Raw genomic sequence first — 21,648 nt, forward strand, 5'->3', positions numbered from 1 at the left:
CTGGAGCCGTGTGGGAACGTGTTCCCACCAGTGCGTGAAAGGAACCACCGTGACCACCATGAGCGACGTCGCTCGCGAGGCCGGCGTCTCCGTGATGACGGTGTCCAACGTCGTCAACGGCAGGCCCCGGGTCGGCGCCGAGACGCGGCTGCGGGTGCTCGACGTCATCGCCGGTCTGGGCTATGAGGTCAACCTGAACGCCCGCCGCCTGCGCGCGGGACGCACCGACACCGTCGCCCTCATCGTTCCGTGCTTCGACCACGTCTACTTCGGCGACCTGGCCGCGCGGGTGGCCCGCGCGCTCGAGGCGACCGGCCGACACCTCGTTGTCGAGCAGGGTGGGGCGACCCGCGAGGGCGAGCTGGCCGCCGTCTCGCTCGCCCGGCTCAAGATGTATGACGGCGTCCTGCTCTCCGTGGTGGGGCTCGACAGCGCCGACGTGGACCGTCTTCGCACCGCGACCCCCATCGTGCTCCTGGGCGAGCGCGAGCTCCCGGAGCGCTTCGACCACGTGTCCATGGGCAACGTCGAGGGCGCCCGGCTGGCGACCGCCCACATGCTGGCGACCGGCTCGCGATCCGTCGTGATCCTCGGTGGCGCTCGGGAGTGGTCACCCCAGGAGAGCGGCATGTCGCAGATGCGTACCGCCGGGTGGCGCGCGGCTCATGCCGACGCCGGGCGCGAGCCGGACCCGCGGCTGGTCATCGAGATGGCGGCGCCGGACAGCGCCGAGGCGCACCGCGCCATCGGCGCGCTCGTGGACTCCAGGGTCCCCTTCGACGGCGTCTTCGCGGTGACCGACGCCGTCGCCATCGGGGTCCTGGCGGGCCTCGCGGCGGCCGGGCTGCGCGTGCCCGAGGACGTCCAGGTGATCGGCTTCGACAACCTCAATCTCTCCGAGTTCCTGGTGCCGGCGCTCTCGACGGTCGACCCCGGCCACCTCGCGATGGTGGACGGGGCGCTGCGCCTCCTCGACCGCCGGATCGCGGCGGGCGACGAACCGGTCGTGCCCGAGCACGTCGTGGGACCTGTGCGGCTCGTCCTGAGGGGCTCGACGCGTCGCTGACCGCGGGCGCCCTCTAGGCTTGGGGCATGGCTGTGCACAAGATCGTCCTCTTCTACGCCTTCACCCCGGTCCCCGACCCGCTCGCGGTCAAGCTCTGGCAGACGGCGCTCGCACAGCAGTGGGACCTGACCGGCCGGGTGATCGTCTCCGAGCACGGGATCAACGCGACCCTCGGCGGCACGGTCGAGAACCTCAAGCGCTACGTCCGGACGACCCGTCAGTACCCCGGCTTCGCGGACATGGACGTCAAGTGGTCGCAGGGGACCGGGGTCGACTTCCCGCGGCTGAGCGTCAAGGTCCGCCCCGAGCTCGTGAGCTTCGGCGCCCCTGACGAGCTCACGGTGGACTCGACCGGGGTGGTCGGGGGAGGGGTGCACCTGAGCCCCCAGGAGGTTGACGACCTCGTGGCCGCGCGGGGCGAGGAGGTCGTGTTCTTCGACGGGCGCAACGCCTTCGAGGCGGAGATCGGCCGGTTCAAGGGCGCGATCGTGCCCGATGTAAGCACGACCCACGACTTCGTGGCCGAGCTCGACTCGGGCAAGTACGACGACCTCAAGGGCCGCCCGGTCGTGACCTACTGCACGGGCGGGGTGCGCTGCGAGGTGCTCTCCTCGCTCATGGCGTCCCGCGGCTTCGGTGAGGTCTACCAGCTTGACGGCGGCATCGTCCGCTACGGGGAGACCTTCGGTTCCCAGGGCCTGTGGGAAGGCTCGCTCTACGTCTTCGACCAGCGGATGCACGTCGAGTTCGACGATCAGACCCGCTCGCTCGGGCGCTGCGTCCTGTGCCAGGCGACGACCGCGAACTACGAGAACTGCGCCGCGCCGTCGTGCAAGACGTTGCGGGTCGTCTGCGCCGGATGTGTCCCCGGTGCGGCCGTCCAGGTCTGTGCGTCCTGTGAACCCGTCAGCGTGTGAGGTAGTCGTGATATGCCGATCGCCAGCGCTCGGGTAGTATCTGTTAACGGCTTGTCATTTCTGCTCTTGCTTCTAAGAACGGTGACCTGATTTCGGCAGCATCTGCTGAGGCTCGTCGCTGTGATGTAACCGGTTTTGACCGGCTGCCCCTAGAGCGGATATCGTGACTAGTCGTTGTGCTTCCACACGTGACCGGTGCGCCCACTCGCGAGGTCTACCCACGAAGCGCTCACCGACCTCGCCGACTGCAGAATCCTGCGTCGGAGAAGACACACGAACACGAAACGAAGGCTACGACCGTGCGCACGTACACCCCGAAGCCCGGCGATGTCCAGAGTGACTGGTACGTCATCGACGCGACCGATGTCGTCCTGGGCCGCCTCGCTACCCACGTTGCTACCTTGCTCCGAGGCAAGCACAAAGCCACCTTCGCTCCGCACGTCGACGGCGGTGACTTCGTCATCGTCATCAACGCCGGCAAGGTTGCCCTGACCGGCAACAAGCGTGAGCAGAAGCTTGCATACACCCACTCCGGTTACCCGGGTGGTCTGCGTGCGGTTGTTTACTCCGATCTCCTGGAGAAGCACCCCGAGCGCGCAGTGGAGAAGGCCGTCCGCGGCATGCTTCCCAAGACCACCCTCGGTCGCAACCAGCTGGGCAAGCTCAAGGTCTACCGTGACGCTGAGCACCCCCACGCTGCGCAGCAGCCGAAGCCCTTCGAGATCACCCAGGTCGCCCAGTAGGCTCCGCCTGCTGAGCCGACATACAAGGACACGAGGACACCGCTGTGGCTGAAACCACCGTTGACATCGACACGCTGGACGAAGAAGCTCCCAGCACCTACACCTCTGAGACTGCTGCCCCCGCGGGCCGCGGCCAGAGCAACACCGCGCCGGCCCAGGCCCTGGGACGTCGCAAGGAGGCGATCGCCCGCGTGCGCATCGTCCCCGGCACCGGACAGTGGAAGATCAACGGGCGCACGCTCGAGGGTTACTTCCCGAACAAGGTCCACCAGCAGCTCGTGAACTCCCCGTTCAAGCTCGTTGACGTCGAGGGTCGTTTCGACGTCGTCGCACGCATCAACGGTGGTGGCACCTCCGGCCAGGCCGGCGCGCTGCGTCTCGGCATCTCTCGTGCACTCAACGAGGTCGATGAAGAGAACAACCGCCCCGCGCTGAAGAAGGCTGGCTTCCTCACTCGCGACGCACGCGTCGTCGAGCGCAAGAAGGCCGGACTCAAGAAGGCCCGTAAGGCACCTCAGTACTCCAAGCGCTGATCTTGCGCTCTCGCGGCGGCCCCGATGGTTCTCCATCGGGGCCGTCGCTTTTTGTTAACTAGACAAACATTCTTTCAAGGTGGGGCGTGGCAGACATGGGTCGACTTTTCGGAACAGACGGCGTGCGGGGCTTGGCGAACCGCGACGTCACTGCGGAGCTGGCCCTCGACCTCGCCGTCGCCGCCGCGCACGTGCTCGGCCAGCGCGGCGTCTTCTCCGGGCACCGCCCCAAAGCCGTCGTCGGACGCGACCCGCGGGCCTCGGGGGAGTTCCTCTCCGCCGCCGTCTGCGCCGGCCTGGCCAGCGCGGGGATCGATGTCGTCGACGTCGGCGTGGTTCCTACCCCGGCGGTTGCCTACCTGGCCGGGAACATGGACTTCGACCTTGGCGTGATGATCTCCGCCTCGCACAACCCGATGGAGGACAACGGCATCAAGTTCTTCGACCGCTCGGGCTACAAGCTTGCCGACGATGTCGAGGACCAGATCGAGACCCGCATGGGTGAGGACTGGGAGCGCCCGATCGGCCCCGCGGTCGGCCGGATGACCCAGGACTTCACGGCTGTGTGGCGCTACGTCGACTACATCGTCGGGACCGTTCCCTACCGGCTCGACGGCCTCAAGGTCGTCGTCGACAGCGCCAACGGCTCCGCGAGCGAGGTCGGCCCCGAGGCGTTGCGCCGCGCCGGCGCCGAGGTCGTGGTGATCGGCTCCTACCCCGACGGGGAGAACATCAACAACGGCTACGGGGCGACCCACCCGCGCCGGATGGCGGCCGCCACAGTCGGGCACTGGGCGCACGCCGGTGTCTCCTTCGACGGCGACGCCGACCGGTGCATCGCCGCGGACGAGGAGGGCAACATCGTCGACGGCGACCAGATCATGGGAATCCTCGCCCAGGCGCACGCGGCGCGCGGCACCCTCGCGAACGACACCTTGGTGACCACGGTCATGTCCAACCTCGGGCTCAAGCTCGCCATGGCACGCTCGGGCATCCGCACGGTCGAGACGAACGTGGGGGACCGCTACGTGCTCGAGGAGATGCGCCGCGGTGGGTTCTCCGTCGGCGGGGAGCAGTCCGGGCACGTGCTGCTCACCGACTACGCGACGACGGGGGACGGCACGCTGACCGCGCTGCACCTGCTCTCCCGGCTCGCCGAGGCCAAGGTGACCATGTCCGAGCTCGCGTCGAGCATCGGGCGGCTGCCGCAGACCATGGTCAACGTGACCGGGGTGGACAAGTCCGCTGCGAAGACCGACGTCGAGGTGCTCAGCGCCGTGGCTGCCGCCGAGGCTGTCCTGGGGGAGACGGGCCGGGTGCTGCTGCGCCCCTCCGGAACCGAGGCGCTCGTGCGGGTCATGGTCGAGGCGGAGAGCCAGGACCAGGCTGATCAGATCGCCCACTCCTTGGCCGACGTCGTCCGCGCGCGACTCTCCCTCTGATCGTGGCGACCGATCCCGTGTTCCGGGCGGCCGTCGAGGCGTTCCTCGATGCCAACGACCGTGGTGTGCTGCCGATCGTCCAGGCCGGGCACCCGGTGCTGCGCGCGCCGTCCGCCGTCTACGACGGACAGCTTGGCGACCTGCTCGACGACTTCCTGCACGCCATGCGCCTGACCATGCTGGACGCCCCCGGCGTGGGGCTCGCCGCGCCGCAGATCGGCGTCGGGCTCGCGATCGCCGTGGTGTGGGACCCGGGGGTCGGGGAGAACGCCGCGAGCGACCCGCGGGAGCGGACGCCGGTTGCGCACCGGACACTCATCAACCCGTCCTACGAGGGGGTGGGGACCGAGCGCCGCGCCTTCTACGAGGGATGCCTGAGCGTGGACGGCTACCAGGCCGTCGTCTCCCGTCACCGCAGCGTCCGCCTCACCGGACAGGACCAGGCCGGGCGCGAGCTCGATGAGGTCCTCACCGGGTGGCCGGCGCGGATCATCCAGCACGAGACCGACCACCTGCGGGGCCAGCTCTACCTCGACCACGCCGAGCTGCGGTCGTTGTCCAGCAACGAGAACCTCTCGCGGTTCTGGGCCGACACCCCGGACCCGGCCACAGCGGCGGAGATCCTGAACTTTCCGCTGGGCTGATCGGCATTTGGCCGATGTTCTGGCCGGTCGTCCCACGATGGGATCTCAGGGGAGAGATGGGGGACACCCCTGATGTCTCTAGAGGCCGCCCCTGCCTAGGCTGGCCGGGACCGGATCGGCGACGGAAGGCCTGCCATGCTTGACGGACTTGAAGTCTGGGCCGCGACCCTTGCGGCATCGCCGTGGATCCTTGCGATCGTCATTGCGTTTGTCTTCATCGACGCGTTCTTCCCGCCGATCCCGAGCGAGTCCTTGATCATCGGGGTCGCGGCGCTGGCCTCGTCCTCGGCGGGTCCCAACCTCTGGCTCCTCGTCGCGGCGGCCGCGGTCGGTGCCTTCGCGGGTGACCTGCTGGCCTACACGATCGGTGCGCGACTGCCGATCCGCAGGCTCCCATTCATGCGAGGCCGGCAGATGCAGGCGGCCTTCGCCTGGGCGGATGGCGCCCTCCTCGACCGGCCCGCGCCGCTCATCATCGCGGCGCGGTACATCCCGGTGGGGCGGGTCGCGGTGAACATGACCGCGGGATCTGCACGGTACCCGCTGCGGCGGTTCCTTCCCCTGTCCGCGATCGCCGCGGGCACCTGGGCGGTGTACTCGACCCTGATCGGCCTCGGAGCCGGGACGTGGTTGAACGGCAACCCGCTCCTGGCGGTCGTGCTCGGCGTCGTCGGCGGCGGCGCGATCGGCTTCGGGGTGGACTGGGTGCTGGGCAGGGCGCTCCGGGTACGCGGCGCGGGCGAGGTGGCCCGCAAGCCAGCTCTCGCGCCGCTCAGATCTTGCGCAGCCGCACCCGCTGGACGGAGTGGTTCGGCCCCTTGGTGAGAACGAGCGTCGCCCGGGACCGGGTGGGCTGGATGTTCGCCAGGAGGTTCGGCTCGTTGATCGAGTCCCAGATGCCCTCTGCCTTGGCGACGGCCTCGTCGTCGGACAGCGTCGCGTAGCGGTGGAAGTAGGACTCTGGGCGGGCGAAGGCGGTGCTGCGCAGGGACAGGAAGCGGTCGACGTACCACTGGCGCACGTCGGAGGTGCGGGCGTCGACGTAGATCGAGAAGTCGAAGAAGTCGCTCACCGCGAGGCTCGACCCGCTCTCGGTCGTGCGGCCCGGCTGGAGCACGTTGAGGCCCTCGACGATGAGCACGTCGGGCCGGCGGATGACGATCTCCTTGCCCGGCACGATGTCGTACGTCAGGTGGTCGTAGACCGGGGCGCGGACCTCGGGGCGGCCGGCCTTGACCTTGGTGAGGAAGCGGAGCAGGGCGCGTCGGTCGTAGGACTCGGGGAACCCCTTGCGGTCCATCAGCCCGCGGCGCTCGAGCTCGGCGTTGGGGTAGAGGAACCCGTCGGTCGTGATGAGCTCTACCCGGGGGGTGTCCGGCCAGCGGGCCATCAGCTCGCGCAGCACCCGCGACGTCGTGGACTTGCCCACCGCGACTGACCCGGCCACGCCGATGACGTAGGGGGTGCCCCCGGACTCCTCGCGCAGGAATGTCGACGTCGCGCGGGTCAGGCTCGCGGCCGTCGCGACATACAGGTTGAGCAGCCGCGAGAGCGGACGGTAGATCGTGTCTACCTCGGCGAGGTCGATCGGGTCGCCCAGGCCCCGCAGCCGGGCGACGTCGTCGTCGGTCAGCGGGAGCGGGGTCGACTCCGAGAGTCGGTACCAGGCCGCGCGATCAAGATCGACATACGGCGTGGCTGGGACGAGGCTGGTGGCTACCACCCGATGATTCTGCCTGATCGAAGTGGGGGGCGCGTCGATTAGACTGGCGACCATGTGTGGAATCGTTGGATATGTAGGCGCCCAGACCCCGTCCGACCGTGCCCAGGAGGTCGTGATCAGCGGCCTGCGGCGCCTCGAGTATCGCGGATACGACTCTGCCGGTGTGGCGCTCGTCGCACCTGGAGCGCTGCTGACGATGATGAAGAAGGCCGGCAAGCTGGTCAATCTTGTCGACGAGCTCGAGGCGCGCCCGCTCGCTGACGCGACCGCCGCGATCGGGCACACCCGGTGGGCCACCCACGGCGCGCCCAACGACCTCAACGCCCACCCGCACCTGTCCGAGGACGGGAAGCTCGCGCTCATCCACAACGGGATCGTCGAGAACTTCGCCGTGCTCAAGCAGGAGCTGCTCGCCGACGGCGTGACCTTCCTCTCCGAGACCGACACCGAGGTCGCCGCCCACCTGCTCGCGAAGGAGCTGGCCGCGGCCGGTGACCTCACCGAGGCTATGCGCCGGGTCGCGCTGCGCCTGGACGGCACCTTCACCCTCCTGGCCGTGCACGCGGACCACCCCGACACGGTCGTCGGCGCCCGTCACGACTCCCCGCTCGTCGTCGGGCTGGGGGAGGGCGAGAACTTCCTCGGCTCCGACGTCGCCGCCTTCATCGCCTACACCCGCGAGGCCCTCGAGCTCGGCCAGGACCAGATCGTCACGATCACCCCGGACGCCGTCTCCGTGATCGACTTCCAGGGCGAGGCCGTCGAGCCGCGCCGCTTCACGGTCGACTGGGACGCGGCCGCCGCGGAGAAGGGCGGCTTCGCCTCCTTCATGGACAAGGAGATCCACGACCAGCCGCAGGCCGTGGGCGACACCCTGCTGGGCCGCACCGACATCGCAGGTCGTCTGATCCTCGACGACCTGCGCATCGACGAGGCCGTGCTGCGCAGCATCGACAAGATCGTCGTCATCGCGTGCGGGACCGCGGCCTACGCCGGTCACGTCGCGAAGTACGCGATCGAGCACTGGTGCCGCATCCCGGTCGAGGTCGAGCTCGCCCACGAGTTCCGCTACCGCGACCCGGTCGTCAACGAGAAGACCCTCGTCGTGGCGATCACCCAGTCCGGGGAGACCATGGACACGCTCATGGCCGTCCGCCACGCCCGCGAGCAGGGCGCCAAGGTCATCTCGATCGTCAACACCCACGGGTCGACGATCCCGCGCGAGTCCGACGCCGTGCTCTACACCCACGCCGGCCCGGAGATCGCGGTCGCCTCGACCAAGGCGTTCCTGTCCCAGATCACCGCCGCGTACCTGCTCGGGCTGTACCTCGCCCAGCTGCGCGGCAACAAGTTCCCCGACGAGATCGCCGAGATCCTCGACGACCTCAAGGCCATGCCCGCCAAGATCCAGGAGGTCATCGACCGCGGCGGCCGCGTCCGGGAGATCGCCCGCTGGATGGCCGACACCTCCTCGGTCCTGTTCCTGGGCCGCCACGTCGGATTCCCGGTCGCGATGGAGGGTGCGCTCAAGCTCAAGGAACTCGCCTACATCCACGCCGAGGGCTTCGCGGCAGGCGAGCTCAAGCACGGCCCGATCGCGCTCATCGAGCCCGGCCAGCCGGTCTTCGTCGTCGTGCCATCCCCGCGTGGCCGTGACTCCCTGCACTCCAAGGTGATCTCCAACATCCAGGAGATCCGGGCCCGTGGCGCGCGCACCCTGGTCATCGCCGAGGACGGCGACGACGCGGTGCTGCCCTTCGCCGACGAGGTGTTCTGGGTGCCGCAGTGCCCCACGCTGCTCGCCCCGCTGCTGACCGTCGTGCCGCTGCAGATCTTCGCCTGCGAGCTCGCGACCGCCCGCGGCCTCGACGTGGACCAGCCGCGCAACCTCGCAAAGTCCGTCACGGTCGAGTGATCCTCGGGGTCGGGGTCGACGTCGTCGACATCGCGCGCTTCATGGCCACGCTCGAGCGTGCGCCGAGGCTGCGGGAGAAGTTGTTCACTCCCGTCGAGCGCGACCTCGCCCCGTCCTCGCTGGCTGCCCGGTTCGCCGCCAAGGAGGCCCTGGCCAAGGCCCTGGGCGCCCCGGGCGACCTGCACTGGCACGATGCGACGATCCCGCGGGTCCCCGGCGGTGCCCCGGTCATCGAGATGCGCGGGACGGTCGCCGCGAGGGCGGCCGCCCTCGGCGTGACGAGCCTGCACCTTTCCCTCTCGCACGACGGCGGGATCGCAACCGCGATGGTCGTGATCGAGGGACCGGACGCTCGCTCGTGAGCAACTGTCACTCGCCCGCCGGGTGATCGCAGGTTGTTCGACTACGCGAGCGCCGGGGCGACCTGCGACTCGAAGAGCTCGATGCCGGACCGGTCGTAGGCCGCCTCGGCGAAGTACGTGATCGCGTAGGTCATGCCCAGCGCCTTGAGCCCCGTGAGGGTCTCGACGATCTGCTCGGGGGTCCCCACGAGCGGACCCGAGCGGAGGTCCTCGACCGTACTGGCGGCCTTCGCCGGAACCGTCTTGGCGTAGTGCTCACCGATCCACGCGAGGCGATCGGCGACGTCCTTCTCGGTCTCCCCGATGACGACGTTGTAGTTGGCCGATCGGGTGATGTCGGCGAAGTCGCGTCCCTGCTCCGCGCAGTGCTTGGCCAGGATGGCCGACTTGTGGGCGAAGACCTCGGGCGCGCCGTCGAAGTTCGTGAAGTCGGCGTGCTGGGCCGCGATCCGCAAGGTCTTCTTCTCCCCGCCACCCGCGATCCACAGCGGCAGCCCGCCGTCCTGGAGCGGCAGCGGGTAGTTGAGCGCGCCGTCGACCTGGAAGTGCTTCCCAGCGAAGGTCGCCGACCCTTGGGTCCACATCTGCTTCATGATCTGCACGCCCTCGTCGAGGGCGTCCAGGCGCTCCCCGGCACGCGGGAAGCCGTAGCCGTAGGCCCGCCACTCCTCCTCGTACCAGCCGGCGCCGATGCCCATCTGCGCACGGCCGCCGCTGATGATGTCGACCGTCGTGGCGGCCTTGGCGAGGTAGGCCGGGTTGCGGTAGGCCATGCACGTGCACATCTGCCCCAGCTTGACCCGGGACGTCGACGCCGCGAAGGCAGCCATGAGCGACCACGCCTCGTGGGTGGCCTCCGTGGTCGGCTCGGGCACGGTGTGGAAGTGGTCGTAGACCCACACCGAGTCGAAGACCGTGCCCGTGTCCGCGTGCTGGGCGAGGCCGTTCATGGTGGTCCAGTGGGCGGCTGGGGCGATGCCTGTGAGGTCTTGGCGCCAGCCCTGTGGGATGAAGAGTCCGAATCGCATGGCTCCACAGTACGCATTCGCAGCCGTGACCTTCCGGCGCAGACGCCCTGTTCACGGCATGATGGCCAGATGATCGAGGCCTACGAGTCGTCCGCCGTCCGTGCCGCCGAGGAGCCGCTCCTGGCGGCGGGCGTTCCGCTGATGGACCGGGCGGCCTTCGCGCTCGCGGCCGCGGCGGTGCGCGAGCTGCGCGCGCGCACCGGTCGTCCGGGGCTGAACCGCAACCGCGCGGTCTTGCTTGTGGGACCGGGCAACAACGGAGGGGACACGCTCTACGCCGGAGCGAGGGTCGCCGCGCGCGGCGTCCACGTCGTCGCCGTCCTGGTCGGCGATCGCGTGCACGACGCCGCGCTCGCGGCCCTGCGCGCGGCCGGCGGGACGGTCGTGGCGTGCACGGGAGAGGACACCACGACCGGTGCCCTCGCCGGCGATATCGTCACGGTCGCCGAGGCCGCCGACCTCATGGCCTCGGCGGACATCGTTCTTGACGGACTGCTCGGGATCGGTGGGAGGGGCGGGCTGCGCGGGTCGGCGCGTGACCTCGTCGCCGCGACCGTCGCAGTCCTGGGGACCCGCCCGCTCCGGTCCCGGCCGGTCGTGGTCGCCGTCGACGTGCCGAGCGGGATCGGCGTCGACGACGGCGCCATCTATGGGGCGGCCGACGGCCCGGTTCTGACCGCGGACCTGACCGTCACCTTCGGGGCGGTCAAGTCCGGGTTGCTGCTGCCCCCGGCCTCGGCCCACGTTGGCCGGATCGAGGTCGTCGACATCGGGCTCGGTCTCCCCGGGCAGGCCGGGCCGGCCACCACCAGCGCAGCCGCCGTCCGCCGTCTCACCGCCGCGGACCTCGTCTCGCGCGGCGTCCTCGCCGTGCCCGCCGCCGACGCGCACAAATACACCCGCGGGGTGCTCGGCGTCGTGGCCGGCACCCAGCAGTTCCCCGGGGCCGCGGTCCTCACGGTGAGCGGCGCGATCCGGGCCGGCGTCGGGATGGTGCGCTACCTCGGCGCGCGGGAGGTCACCGCGGCGGTTCTCGCGGCGCGCCCCGAGGCAGTCCCGGCCGGTGGCCGGGTGCAGGCCTGGGCGCTCGGCCCCGGGATCTCGCCCGCCCCGCCCGCGACCGACGAGGCGGCCCGGGCTCAGCAGGGACGCATCCGCCACGCCCTCGCGCAGGTGACCGGTCTGCTCGGCTCGGACGTCGTCGGCGACGTGGTCCCGGCCGCGGTCGACGCCGGAGCGATCGCGCTGCTCCCTCGCGACTGCCCGCCGTGGCTCGTCATCACCCCGCACGCCGGCGAGCTCGCCGAGCTGCTGCGGTCGAGGGGGGAGAGCGTGGAACGGTCCGACGTCGAGGCGCACCCGCTGGCCTGGGCCCGCCGGGCCCGCGACCTCACCGGCGCGACCGTCCTGCTCAAGGGGGCCACGACCGTCGTCGTCGGCCCCGGAGTGACCTACACCCAGGCCGACGGGCCGTCGTGGCTGGCGACCGCGGGCGCCGGGGACGTGCTCACCGGCCTGCTCGGCTCGTTGCTCGCCGCCCACAGCGTGGCCGCGGTCAAGGACCCCGCGCTGCCGGCCCTGCTCGCGGCGTCGGCCTCGCTCCTGCACGGGCTCGCGGCCCACCGCGCCAACCCCGGCGGCCCGGTCGCGGCCCTCGACGTCGCGCGGGCGCTCCCCGCGACGATCGCCGATGTGCTCGCCGGACGGGACCCGCTCGCGTGACGGAACAGCTGCAGCCCGTCTACGCCCCGGACGACCTCCTCAGCCGCGTCCAGGCGTTGCTCGCCGCGGCCCGGCCGGACCAGGCCGCCCCGCCCGACTCTTCCGGAGTGCGTCCGCCGCGGATCCTCGTCGGCATCGCCGGGCCACCCGGCTGCGGGAAGTCGACCCTGGCCGCCGGGCTCGTCGGCGCGCTGAACGCGGCCGGCACGACCGCGACCTGCGTCCCGATGGACGGCTTCCACCTCGCCGGGGCCGAGCTCGCCCGGCTGGGCCGCCAGGACCGCAAGGGCGCCCCGGACACCTTCGACGCCGCCGGCTTCGTCAATCTCCTGACCCGGCTGCGCTCGCGGACCGAGACGGTCTACGCACCGTCCTTCGACCGCGACCTCGAGGAGCCGATCGCCGGCGCGATCGCCGTCGACCCGTGTGTTGAGGTGGTCGTCACGGAGGGCAACTACCTGCTGCTCGACGACGGCCCGTGGGCGCGCGTCCGGACGCTCCTGGACGAGACCTGGTACCTCGACCTGCCCGACGACGTCCGGGTGGAACGCCTGGTCGCCCGGCACGTGCGGCACGGGCGCACGCAGGCCGCGGCGCGGGCCTGGACCCTGGGCCCCGACCAGGGCAACGCCGATCTGGTCGCGGCCACCCGCACCCGGAGGGACGCCGCCGTGCGCGGGCGGTGAGAGAATCGGACACCATGAGCACCAACTACCCCTACTACCCGGCGCGGGCGCTCGTGGACCTCGCCGCGATCCGGTCGAACGTCCGAGCCCTCGCCGCCCACGCCGCACCCGTCGCCGGCCGCAGCGCCCAGGTGATGGCCGTGGTCAAGGCCGATGCCTACGGGCACGGCCTCGTCCCGTCGGCCCGCGCCGCCGTCCGGGGCGGGGCCACCTGGCTGGGGACCGCGCAGATCGCCGAGGCGCTCGCGCTGCGTGCCGCGGGCCTGACCGGGCGCATCCTCACCTGGCTCTACGCCCCCGGTGCCCCGCTGGGCGACGTGCTGGACGCCGACATCGACGTGTCCGTCGCCGCGCCGTGGGCCCTGACCGAGGTGGTCGCCGCGGCGCGCGAGCGCGGACGGACGGCCCGGGTGCACATCAAGGTCGACACCGGGCTGGGCCGCAACGGCCTGCTGCCCGCCGCGCTGCCCGCCTTCCTCGCCGGCGCCGTCGCCGCCCAGTCCGCCGGGCTCGTGGAGGTCGTCGGCATCTGGTCGCACTTTGCCTTCGCCGACGACCCCACCCACCCCACGGTCCTGGCGCAGGCGGACACCTTCGACGCCGCGGTGCGCCTGGCTGAGCGGGCCGGGGCGCACCTGGAGGTCCGCCACCTCGCCAACTCCGCGGCCACACTGACCAACCCGCGCATGCACTACGACCTGGTCCGCCCCGGCCTCGCCGTCTACGGCCTGTCCCCGGTCCCGGACCTCGCCGGGCCGCAGGCCTACGGGCTGCGCCCCGCGATGACCCTCGAAGCGAGCCTGGCGACCGTCAAGACCGTGCCGGCCGGCTCCGGGGTGTCCTACGCGCACGCCTACACCACGACGCAGGACACGACGCTCGGCGTCGTGCCCCTCGGCTACGCGGACGGGATCCCGCGGCACGCCTCGGGCTCCCTGCCCGACCACCCCGGCGGACCCGTGCGGGTCGGGACGGGCGGCGCCGCGCGCACCCTCGCCGTCGCCGGCCGGGTCTGTATGGACCAGCTGGTCCTCGACCTCGGTCCCGACGCCGCCGAGCAGGCGGGGGACCGGGTCGTCCTCTTCGGCGACGGCCTCGACGGCGGCCCGACCGTCCAGGACTGGGCGGACGCGGCCGGCACCATCAGCTACGAGATCACCACCCGGCTCGGTGACCGGGTGCCCCGCGTCTACCTCGGACAGGACTGAGCACATGACCAGCCCCGCAACCGGCACCCCGGTCTTCGCGATCAACCTGCCCGACGCCGAGACGACCCGGGACTTCGGCCGCACCCTCGCGGGGCTGCTGCGGGCCGGTGACCTCGTCATGCTCACGGGCGACCTCGGGGCGGGCAAGACCACCCTGACCCAGGGGATCGGCCAGGGGCTGGGCGTGCGCGGCCAGGTGGCCTCCCCGACGTTTGTCATCGCCCGGGTGCACCCCTCCCTCGCGGACGGGCCGGCCCTCGTGCACGTCGACGCGTACCGGCTCTCCTCCCTCGAGGACGTCGACGCCCTCGACCTGGACGCGAGCCTGGACGACTCGGTCACGGTCGTGGAATGGGGGGTGGGCCTCGTCGAGCGCCTGTCCCGGGACCGCCTGGAGATCACCGTCGAACGCCCCCGCGGCGGTACGGACCTCGAGGCGATCCTGGCCGATGCCGAGGCGGGCGTCCGCCGGGTGCGGGTGCAGGGCTTCGGGCAGCGGTGGGCGGACGTGGCGATTCCGGGTGTAGTCATGACTTCACCTCCACCGTTGCCGCCCACCGCGCCACAGAAGTCAGTAGGCTGAGGCTGTGGCAGTTCTAGCGCTCGATACGTCAGCGGCGGTCGCCGTCGCCCTGCTCGACAATCTCGGCTCGCAGCTTGCGGCCCGTCGGGTGGTGGAACAACGCCGCCATGCCGAGCTCCTGGCCCCGATGATCGAAGAGGTCCTCGCCGAGGCCGGGCTGACCCCTGCAGACCTGCGGGCGATCGTCGTGGGCACCGGCCCGGCCCCCTTCACGGGTCTGCGGGTGGGGCTGGTCACGGCCCAGACCATGGCGCACGCCCTGGGCATCCCGGTGTTCGGGATCTCCAGCCTCGACGCGATCGCCGCCGAGACCGCTGACGTCCTGGACCTCCCGCACGGCGCGCACGTGCTCGTAGCCACGGACGCCCGCCGCGGCGAGGTCTACTACGCCCGGTACACGGTCGACGACGTCGAGGTGCTCGGCGCCCGTGCCGTGCACACAACTGCGGGACCCGCCGTCGCCTTGGCGAGCGACGTGGTGGCCGCCGGGCATGCGCAGGACGCGATCGTCGTCGGGCAGGGGACCGAGCTGTACGGGGAGGCCTTCGCCGAGGCGAACACCCCCGACGACGCGCCGTGCCTGCCGGACCCGGCCTACCTGGCCCGGCTCGCGCTGGCCCGGGTCGCCGCCGGTGAGGACCTGCCGAGCGAGCCCTTGTACCTGCGCCGTCCCGACGCGCAGGAACCACCCGCAAGGAAGCGAGCCACAGGGTGAGCGCGACAATGGATAGTGCGAAGATGAATACCCCGCCCCGCACGCGTGCGAGGTTGCGGCCGCTGCGCGCCGCGGACCTGCCGCGCGTCGTCGAGCTCGAGGTGGAGATGTTCGGGCCGAGCGCCTGGACCTACGGCATGCTCGCCGAGGAGCTCGGCGGCCTGGGGCGCTGGTACATCGCCGCGGAGGAGATCCGCGACGACCGCCCCGGCCCGGGCGACATCGTGGGCTACGCGGGGCTGTGGTTCGACGGTGAGATCACCCAGATCATGACCCTCGGAGTCGCCCCGCGCGCCCAGCATTGCGGGATCGGCTCGCAGATGCTCGGCGCGCTCATCGACCGCTCCCGCGAGCTGGGCGCCTCCGCGATCCTGCTCGAGGTGGCCGTGAACAACGCTGCGGCTCTGGGCATGTATGAGAAGTACGGCTTCGCCCGACTCGGCCTGCGCAAGCGGTACTACCAGCCCGAGGACGTCGACGCGTACACGATGCGGCTCGACCTGACGGCTGTGGACACCGCTGTGGATTCAGTGGCGGAGACTGCATGAACGACGTCGACGCGGACCTCGACTCCCGGCGAGCCCGGGTGTTCGTGGGCCCGGCCGAGCTGGCCGGGATCCTGGAGACCGGAAAGCCGGTGACTCTGCTCGACGTGCGGTGGGCCCTGGGGCGCAGCGACGGCCGCGAGGCCTACCAGGCCGGGCACGTCCCCGGCGCGGTGTTCGTCGACCTGGAGACCGAGCTGGCCGGGCCGGCGAGCCCCGCGGTCGGCCGACACCCGTTGCCGACGCTCGAATCTCTGCAGGACTCCGCCCGCAGCTGGGGCGTGCGGGACGGCGTCCCCGTCGTCGTGTACGACGCCGTCGACGGGCTCTCTGCGGCGCGCGCCTGGTGGCTGCTGCGCTGGGCCGGGCTCTCCGACGTCCGCATCCTCGACGGCGGCCTCGGCGCCTGGACTGACCGCGGGGGCTCGCTCGAGTCCGGCGACGTGGTCGTGGCCGAGAGCCAGGTGGTCCTCACCGGGGGAGACCTCCCGGTCCTGGACGCCGACGGCGCGGCTGCGCTCGCGACCGAGGGGGTGCTGCTCGACGCCCGTGCCGGGGAGCGGTTCCGCGGTGAGATCGAGCCGGTCGATCCACGCGGGGGACATATCCCCGGGGCCCGATCGGCACCGACCGGTGAGTCCCTTGGCGCGGACGGACGGCTGCTGCCCGCCCACGAGCTCTTCACGCGCTTCGCCGACGTCGGCGTGCGCGCTGGCGATGCGGATCCCGCCTCGGGGACGCGGATCGGGGTGTACTGCGGGTCCGGCGTGACGGCGTCGCACGAGGTCGCGGTGCTGGCGAGCCTGGGGATCGACGCGGCGCTCTACCCCGGGTCATGGTCGCAGTGGTCGAACGACCCGGGCCGCCCGGTCGCGACCGGGGCCTGAGCACTGACCTGACCGCTCGGCGGGACCGGTAAAGTTGGGAGCATGTCTGCGCCCCTCATCCTTGGCATCGAGAGCTCCTGCGACGAGACGGGCGTTGCCCTCGTGCGCGGCAACGACCTGCTCATCGACGCGGTCGCGAGCTCGGTCGACGAGCACGCACGGTTCGGCGGGATCATCCCCGAGGTCGCCTCGCGCGCGCACCTCGAGGCCATGGTGCCCACGATCGAGCGGGCGATCGCCGGCGCCGGCGTCACCCTGGCCGAGGTCGACGCGATCGCCGTGACCGCAGGTCCCGGGCTGGTCGGTCCCCTGACCGTGGGGGCCTCGGCCGCCAAGGCGCTCGCGGTGGCCCTGGGCAAGCCGCTCTACGGGGTGAACCACGTCGTCGGGCACGCCGCCGTCGACCAGCTGGTGCACGGGGAGTTCCCCGAGCGGTTCATGGCCCTCGTGGTCTCGGGCGGGCACTCCTCGCTGCTGCTCGTCGACGACATCGCGACCAAGGTCGACGAGCTCGGCTCGACCCTCGACGACGCCGCGGGGGAGGCCTTCGACAAGGTCGGGCGCCTGCTCGGCCTGCCCTACCCGGGCGGGCCGCACGTGGACTGCCTCGCGCGAGAGGGTGACCCGCTGGCCATCCGGTTCCCGCGCGGCCTGACCGCCTCCAAGGACCAGGCCAAGCACATGTACGACTTCTCCTTCTCCGGCCTCAAGACGGCCGTGGCCCGCTGGGTCGAGGCGCATGCCGACGCCGGGAAGCCGATCCCCGCGGCCGACGTCGCGGCGTCCTTCGCCTTCGCGGTCGCCGACGTGTTGACCGCCAAGACGATCGCCGCGTGCAAGCGCAACGACGTGAGCACGCTTGTCGTCGGCGGCGGGTTCTCCGCGAACTCTCAGCTGCGCGAGCTTGCCGCGGCGCGCTGCGCGGAGGCCGGGATCACCCTGCGGATCCCGCCGATCCGCTTCTGCACCGACAACGGCGCCATGATCGCGGCACTGGGGTCCGCGGTCGTCCGCGCCGGCGTGGCGCCGTCGAGCCTCGACATCCCCGTCGACTCCTCGATGCCCCTGACCACCATCACGGTCTGACCCACCCCACCCACCCCATCAGCGGCGGGGCCTTACATCAAGGAGCGGGCGCGGGGTGCCGATAGGCGGGGTATGGGCGAGACGGCGCGGTTGTGAAGCGGGTTCTGCTGGTCATCGCGATGCTGGTCGTCTGCGGTGGGATCGGCATGGGCGTGCGGGTGTGGACAGCCGGCGAGCCCGAGCTCGAGGTCGTCACGGTCGACCCGCCGGCGGAGCTGGTACCGCTCGCCGAGACGCTGACCGTCGACACGACGGGCATGGGGACCTGCCCAGGGTTCACGGTCCAGGCTCCACGACCGCCGATGTCGCCTCCCACGACGGCCTCCGACGGCACCACCTCGCTCGCGACGGTGATCCTGGACGACTCCAGCTCGGCCTTCCTCGTCGTGTGCCTAGGGCAGACCGCAGATCTCGGGACGCCCCGGGAGCTCGTAGCTGCGATCGAGCCCCATGACGGCGTAGAGGTCGTGGGCACGTCGGTCGAGATGCGGGCCGGCTTCGCAGAGGTGGTGCGTCGTGACGTCAAGATAGGTGGGACTGAGCTCTCCGACAGGTACTTCGAGCACGACGGCTGGCTCTACGTCGTCGGGTTCCTGCGCAAACCACAGGAGACCACCGCACTCGAGGCAACCATCGAGACGATCCTGCTGAGCTGGACCTGGAGCTAGCGTCGTGCTGGTCTGCGGTGGGTCCAGAGGCGCCAGCCGCGGGCCGCGAGGAAGAACACCGTGAAGTACAGGGCGAGCCCTGCGCGGTCGTCGCCGCGCCCGCGGTGCTGCCGACGGCGTCGAGCAGGCCGAGGGTGTAGGCGAGAAGCATGAACGTCGTGAGCGCCGCCAGGAACCCGGCGGCCAGTCCGCCTACCCACCACTGCGGGAGCTTGCGGCCCTGAGCGGTTGCCGCGGCGCCGAGGTCCGCGCGGAGCTCGGCATAGATCGCCCTGCTGCGGTCCGGGTGGGAGCGGATGTCATCAGATCTCTCCGGGGGTAAGGATGTTGACGATCTCGCTGAGCTCGTTCCAGGCTGCGAGCCCCTGCGCAAGGCGCACGGCGCCGTGGAGCGTGGGCGCGTAGTACTTGCGCGCGGGGCCAGACGACGAGGCGACGAGTCGCGAGGTGATGGCACCTTCGCGCTCGAGACGGGTGAGGATCGGGTAGACGGTGCCGGTCGCGACGTCGGTGAGGCCGCCGGCCTGGAGCCGGGTGACGAGCTCGTAGCCGTAGGACTCCTCGGTGCGGAGCAGGGCAAGGACGAGCGTGGGGAGGATGCCCTTGAGGAGCTGGGGGTCGCGATGGATACTCACGGTCGTAACCTATACCCACTAGCGGGCATTGCCAGCTAGTGGAGCGCGGAAACTCTCGTCCAGAGGGGTGCCTGGCTAGAGCGGCTTGCCGGCGCGCATCTCGGCCACGAGGGCCGAGACGACGACGTCGAGCTCGCCGCCGTTGCGCCGGGCGACCGCGCGCTGGCGCTGGTAGCCGGCCCCACGCCGCATGATCGTGCGGATGCCGTCGAGCTCGTCGAGGCAGCCCAGACGGACGGCGACCGGCTCGAGCTCGACGAGCAGGCGGGAGACCGCGTCGGTGACTAGCTCCTCGTGGCCGCGCTTGTCGAGGATGAGGATCGCGTCCATGCCGTAGCGCGCCGAGCGCCACTTGTTCTCCTGGGCGAACCACGGCGGGATGGTCGGCAGCTCCTTGCCCTCGTCGAGCATGGTCGACAGGTGCTCCACGAGGCAGTGGTTGAGTGCGGCCAGCGCGAGCACCTCGGTGATGTTGGAGGCACCGTCGCAGATGCGGGTCTCCAGGGTGCCGAACCGGGGGGAGGGGCGCAGGTCCCAGCGGACCTCGTCGAACTGGTCGATCACGCCCGTGTGCATCATGTCCGCGACGTAGGCCTCGAGCTGGGACCACTCCTCGAACTGGAAGCCGAGCCCCGCGGTGGGCAGCTGCTGGAACATGAGCGCCCGGTTGGAGGCGTAGCCGGTGTCCTTGCCGCCCCAGAACGGGCTCGAGGCGGACAGGGACTGGAAGAAGCCGAAGTAGGTGAGCATCGCCCGCGAGATGGGCAGCACCTTGTCCCGGTCCTCGATGCCCACGTGCACGTGCACGCCGTAGATGAGCATCTGCCGGCCCCACCACTGGGTGCGGTCGATGAGCGTGGCGTACCGCTCCTTGTCGGTGACCTTCTGCTGGGCCCACCGGGCGAAGGGGTGCGTGCCGGCGCTCATGAGCTCGACCCGCAGGGGGTCGGTGAGGGTCCGGATCTCTTCGATGCTGCGCTCGAGGTCGTCGCCCGCCTGGCGCACGGTCCGGGACACCCCGGAGACCACCTCGACGGTGTTGAGCAGCAGCTCCTGGCGGATGTTGGGGTGCTGGGACCCGTCGGCGGGCGCGACGGCGTCGAGCACGGTCTGGGCGACCTGGCGCAGGTCGCCGGAGTCCTTGTCGACGAGGGCAAGCTCCCACTCGATGCCGACGGTCGACCGCTCCGAGCGGGCGAAGGGCAGGTGCATGGTCACTCCATCTCCGCTGCGGGCGGCGGCGTCGGGCGGTCGGTCGCGGGACGGTCGAGCGGGTCGACGATCAGCACGTGCTGCGCACCGGCGACCCTGGTCAGCACGATAGTCGCCTCGGCCGAGCCCTTGAGGCCGAGCTGGCCGCGCAGCTGCTCAGGCGTGACCGCGGTCCCGCGCTTCTTGATCGTCAGGCGGCCGACGTCGCGCTCGCGGAGGTAGCTGCGCAGCCGCTTGAGCCCAAACGGCATGGTGTCCAGGATCCGGTAGCCGGTTGCGAGCGAAATATCCGGCGTTCCGCCATCAGCGGCTTCCGGCCCGAGGTCGCTCGTGATGTAGGCGATCGTCGGGTCGAGCAGGCGTCCACCCAGGGCGCGGGCCGCGTCGGCGACGAGGCCTGCGCGGATCACCGCGCCGTCGGGCTCGTAGAGGTACCCGCCCAGGCCGGTGGTGTCGGAGACCGACTCCGGGCCGGTGGCTCCGGGCAAGGAGTCGACGCCGTCGCTGCGGAACGTGCGCCCGGCTGTCTGGCCGTCGTGGGTGCGCAGCAGCAGGGCGGTGCGGCCGTGACCGTCGGGGGCGAGCGGCCCGAACCACAGGCCGGCCTCGACGACGTCGCCGTCGACCGACACCCACTGCGCCTCGCAGTCGCTGGGTAGCCCCTCGTGCGGGATGCCAGGGCCGACCTTGATGCCGACGGCAGGCACGCGGCTGCGTAGCGCCCATACCTCGTCGAGGGCCGGGGCGTAGGCCTTGGGGTCGAAGATCCGCTTGCCGGAACTCGTGCGACGGGCCGGGTCGGCGTAGATCCCGCCGCTGCCCGAGGTGTAGCCCTCGGCCTCGAAGTCGAGGCTCAGGCCGTCGGCGTGGCGCACGACCGCCTCGGGGAAGGCGCGCAGGTTGACGGTCGCGACCGCGGCGGTCGCCTCGTCGATGTCGGTCGCGAGGACCCGTAGGCCGACGCCGGCGAAGGCCATCGAGTCGGCGCCGATCCCGCAGGTGAGGTCGGCCACCCGGTCGATCCCTGCGGCGAGGTAGCGCTGGGCGTGGCGGGCCGCGACGACGAGCCGGGTGGCCTGCTCGAGGCCGGCCGGGGTGAAGAGCATGCCGTCGGCGAAGGGACCGAACTTGGGCTCGGCCTTGGCGCGCAGCCGGGACTGGGTGAGGACGAGGGCGACGACGTCGGGGTCGAAGCCCTTGGCGCGCAGCCGCTCGGAGAGCACCATCGCGAGCTTCTCCTCATAGGGAGGAAGTGCGTTGAGGAGCGCCCAGGCGTCCTGGTCGAGGAGCTTGGCGAGCGCAGCGGGATCCATGAAGCGATCCTTTCA

At 71.3% G+C, this 21,648-nt stretch carries 23 protein-coding genes; 18 read left to right on the plus strand and 5 right to left on the minus strand.

From position 1 onward, the window contains the following. The first annotated feature begins 58 nt into the window (after positions 1-58). From BLQ50_RS06425 to BLQ50_RS06455, 7 genes are all read left to right on the plus strand, one after another. Positions 59-1,066 carry a LacI family DNA-binding transcriptional regulator gene (locus tag BLQ50_RS06425; RefSeq protein WP_093182611.1) on the plus strand — a complete coding sequence of 336 codons (1,008 nt, stop codon included), beginning with the start codon at positions 59-61 and terminating at the stop codon, positions 1,064-1,066. 26 nt (positions 1,067-1,092) lie between these two features. Further along, positions 1,093-1,983: an oxygen-dependent tRNA uridine(34) hydroxylase TrhO gene (trhO, locus tag BLQ50_RS06430; protein ID WP_093182178.1), complete on the plus strand. Its 891-nt coding sequence runs from the start codon at positions 1,093-1,095 to the stop codon at positions 1,981-1,983. 299 nt (positions 1,984-2,282) lie between these two features. Continuing rightward, the gene (rplM, locus tag BLQ50_RS06435; protein WP_093182179.1) at positions 2,283-2,726 is read left to right on the plus strand and encodes a 50S ribosomal protein L13; all 444 of its coding nucleotides are present in this window, start codon (positions 2,283-2,285) and stop codon (positions 2,724-2,726) included. A gap of 44 nt (positions 2,727-2,770) precedes the next feature. Continuing rightward, positions 2,771-3,259 carry a 30S ribosomal protein S9 gene (rpsI, locus tag BLQ50_RS06440; protein WP_093182181.1) on the plus strand — a complete coding sequence of 163 codons (489 nt, stop codon included), beginning with the start codon at positions 2,771-2,773 and terminating at the stop codon, positions 3,257-3,259. 95 nt (positions 3,260-3,354) lie between these two features. Continuing rightward, a complete protein-coding gene (gene glmM, locus BLQ50_RS06445; protein WP_093182182.1) occupies positions 3,355-4,701 on the plus strand; it encodes a phosphoglucosamine mutase in 1,347 nt (448 codons plus the stop codon). Next, positions 4,701-5,345, plus strand: a complete 645-nt coding sequence (locus tag BLQ50_RS06450; RefSeq protein WP_425424082.1) for a peptide deformylase — start codon at positions 4,701-4,703, stop codon at positions 5,343-5,345. The genes glmM and BLQ50_RS06450 overlap by 1 nt, the downstream gene beginning before the upstream one ends. Before the next feature lie 135 nt (positions 5,346-5,480). Next, complete coding sequence (locus BLQ50_RS06455; protein ID WP_093182185.1) at positions 5,481-6,170, plus strand: DedA family protein; 690 nt, start codon at positions 5,481-5,483, stop codon at positions 6,168-6,170. Here the strand turns inward: BLQ50_RS06455 and coaA are convergent. Then, a complete protein-coding gene (coaA, locus tag BLQ50_RS06460; RefSeq protein ID WP_245700932.1) occupies positions 6,118-7,068 on the minus strand; it encodes a type I pantothenate kinase in 951 nt (316 codons plus the stop codon). The genes BLQ50_RS06455 and coaA overlap by 53 nt on opposite strands. A 52-nt stretch (positions 7,069-7,120) precedes the next feature. On the opposite strand from coaA, the gene glmS reads away from it, so the two are divergent. Continuing rightward, positions 7,121-8,983, plus strand: coding sequence for a glutamine--fructose-6-phosphate transaminase (isomerizing) (gene glmS, locus BLQ50_RS06465; protein ID WP_093182188.1), 1,863 nt, complete (start codon positions 7,121-7,123; stop codon positions 8,981-8,983). Beyond that, positions 8,980-9,345, plus strand: a complete 366-nt coding sequence (locus BLQ50_RS06470) for a holo-ACP synthase (protein ID WP_093182190.1) — start codon at positions 8,980-8,982, stop codon at positions 9,343-9,345. The genes glmS and BLQ50_RS06470 overlap by 4 nt, the downstream gene beginning before the upstream one ends. Before the next feature lie 41 nt (positions 9,346-9,386). Here the strand turns inward: BLQ50_RS06470 and BLQ50_RS06475 are convergent, their stop codons facing one another. Next, on the minus strand, positions 9,387-10,373 hold the full coding sequence (locus BLQ50_RS06475) for an LLM class F420-dependent oxidoreductase (RefSeq protein WP_093182191.1): 987 nt from the start codon (positions 10,371-10,373) through the stop codon (positions 9,387-9,389). A 69-nt stretch (positions 10,374-10,442) separates the two neighbouring features. Here BLQ50_RS06475 and BLQ50_RS06480 point away from each other — a divergent pair, with 69 nt between their 5' ends. The 9 genes from BLQ50_RS06480 to BLQ50_RS06520 all read left to right on the plus strand — a co-directional run bounded on the left by BLQ50_RS06480 (position 10,443) and on the right by BLQ50_RS06520 (position 18,473). Next, a complete protein-coding gene (locus BLQ50_RS06480; protein ID WP_093182193.1) occupies positions 10,443-12,095 on the plus strand; it encodes a bifunctional ADP-dependent NAD(P)H-hydrate dehydratase/NAD(P)H-hydrate epimerase in 1,653 nt (550 codons plus the stop codon). Beyond that, a complete protein-coding gene (locus tag BLQ50_RS06485; protein WP_245700933.1) occupies positions 12,092-12,781 on the plus strand; it encodes a nucleoside/nucleotide kinase family protein in 690 nt (229 codons plus the stop codon). Before BLQ50_RS06480 ends, BLQ50_RS06485 begins: the two co-directional genes overlap by 4 nt. A 14-nt stretch (positions 12,782-12,795) precedes the next feature. Continuing rightward, positions 12,796-13,989, plus strand: coding sequence for an alanine racemase (gene alr, locus BLQ50_RS06490; RefSeq protein WP_093182194.1), 1,194 nt, complete (start codon positions 12,796-12,798; stop codon positions 13,987-13,989). Positions 13,990-13,993: 4 nt separating this feature from the next. Next, positions 13,994-14,572 carry a tRNA (adenosine(37)-N6)-threonylcarbamoyltransferase complex ATPase subunit type 1 TsaE gene (tsaE, locus tag BLQ50_RS06495; protein ID WP_093182196.1) on the plus strand — a complete coding sequence of 193 codons (579 nt, stop codon included), beginning with the start codon at positions 13,994-13,996 and terminating at the stop codon, positions 14,570-14,572. 4 nt (positions 14,573-14,576) lie between these two features. Then, positions 14,577-15,287 (plus strand): tRNA (adenosine(37)-N6)-threonylcarbamoyltransferase complex dimerization subunit type 1 TsaB, encoded by a 711-nt coding sequence (gene tsaB / locus BLQ50_RS06500; protein ID WP_093182198.1) that lies wholly within the window; start codon positions 14,577-14,579, stop codon positions 15,285-15,287. 23 nt (positions 15,288-15,310) lie between these two features. Next, positions 15,311-15,835, plus strand: a complete 525-nt coding sequence (rimI, locus tag BLQ50_RS06505) for a ribosomal protein S18-alanine N-acetyltransferase (RefSeq protein WP_093182199.1) — start codon at positions 15,311-15,313, stop codon at positions 15,833-15,835. Continuing rightward, the gene (locus BLQ50_RS06510; RefSeq protein WP_093182201.1) at positions 15,832-16,719 is read left to right on the plus strand and encodes a sulfurtransferase; all 888 of its coding nucleotides are present in this window, start codon (positions 15,832-15,834) and stop codon (positions 16,717-16,719) included. The genes rimI and BLQ50_RS06510 overlap by 4 nt, the downstream gene beginning before the upstream one ends. Before the next feature lie 42 nt (positions 16,720-16,761). Continuing rightward, a complete protein-coding gene (gene tsaD / locus BLQ50_RS06515) occupies positions 16,762-17,805 on the plus strand; it encodes a tRNA (adenosine(37)-N6)-threonylcarbamoyltransferase complex transferase subunit TsaD (RefSeq protein ID WP_093182203.1) in 1,044 nt (347 codons plus the stop codon). Between the two features lie 92 nt (positions 17,806-17,897). Next, entirely contained in the window at positions 17,898-18,473 is a 576-nt protein-coding gene (locus tag BLQ50_RS06520) for a hypothetical protein (protein ID WP_093182205.1), read from the plus strand. 302 nt (positions 18,474-18,775) lie between these two features. Here BLQ50_RS06520 and BLQ50_RS06525 read toward each other — a convergent pair whose 3' ends face one another. From BLQ50_RS06525 to BLQ50_RS06535, 3 genes are all read right to left on the minus strand, one after another. Further along, on the minus strand, positions 18,776-19,108 hold the full coding sequence (locus BLQ50_RS06525) for a PadR family transcriptional regulator (protein ID WP_093182206.1): 333 nt from the start codon (positions 19,106-19,108) through the stop codon (positions 18,776-18,778). A gap of 75 nt (positions 19,109-19,183) precedes the next feature. Further along, positions 19,184-20,320, minus strand: coding sequence for a glutamate--cysteine ligase (locus BLQ50_RS06530; protein WP_093182208.1), 1,137 nt, complete (start codon positions 20,318-20,320; stop codon positions 19,184-19,186). A gap of 2 nt (positions 20,321-20,322) precedes the next feature. Then, on the minus strand, positions 20,323-21,633 hold the full coding sequence (locus BLQ50_RS06535) for a class I SAM-dependent methyltransferase (protein WP_093182210.1): 1,311 nt from the start codon (positions 21,631-21,633) through the stop codon (positions 20,323-20,325). Positions 21,634-21,648 lie beyond the last annotated feature (15 nt).

This window comes from Sanguibacter gelidistatuariae (genome assembly GCF_900096585.1).
GTDB lineage: Bacteria > Actinomycetota > Actinomycetes > Actinomycetales > Cellulomonadaceae > Sanguibacter > Sanguibacter gelidistatuariae.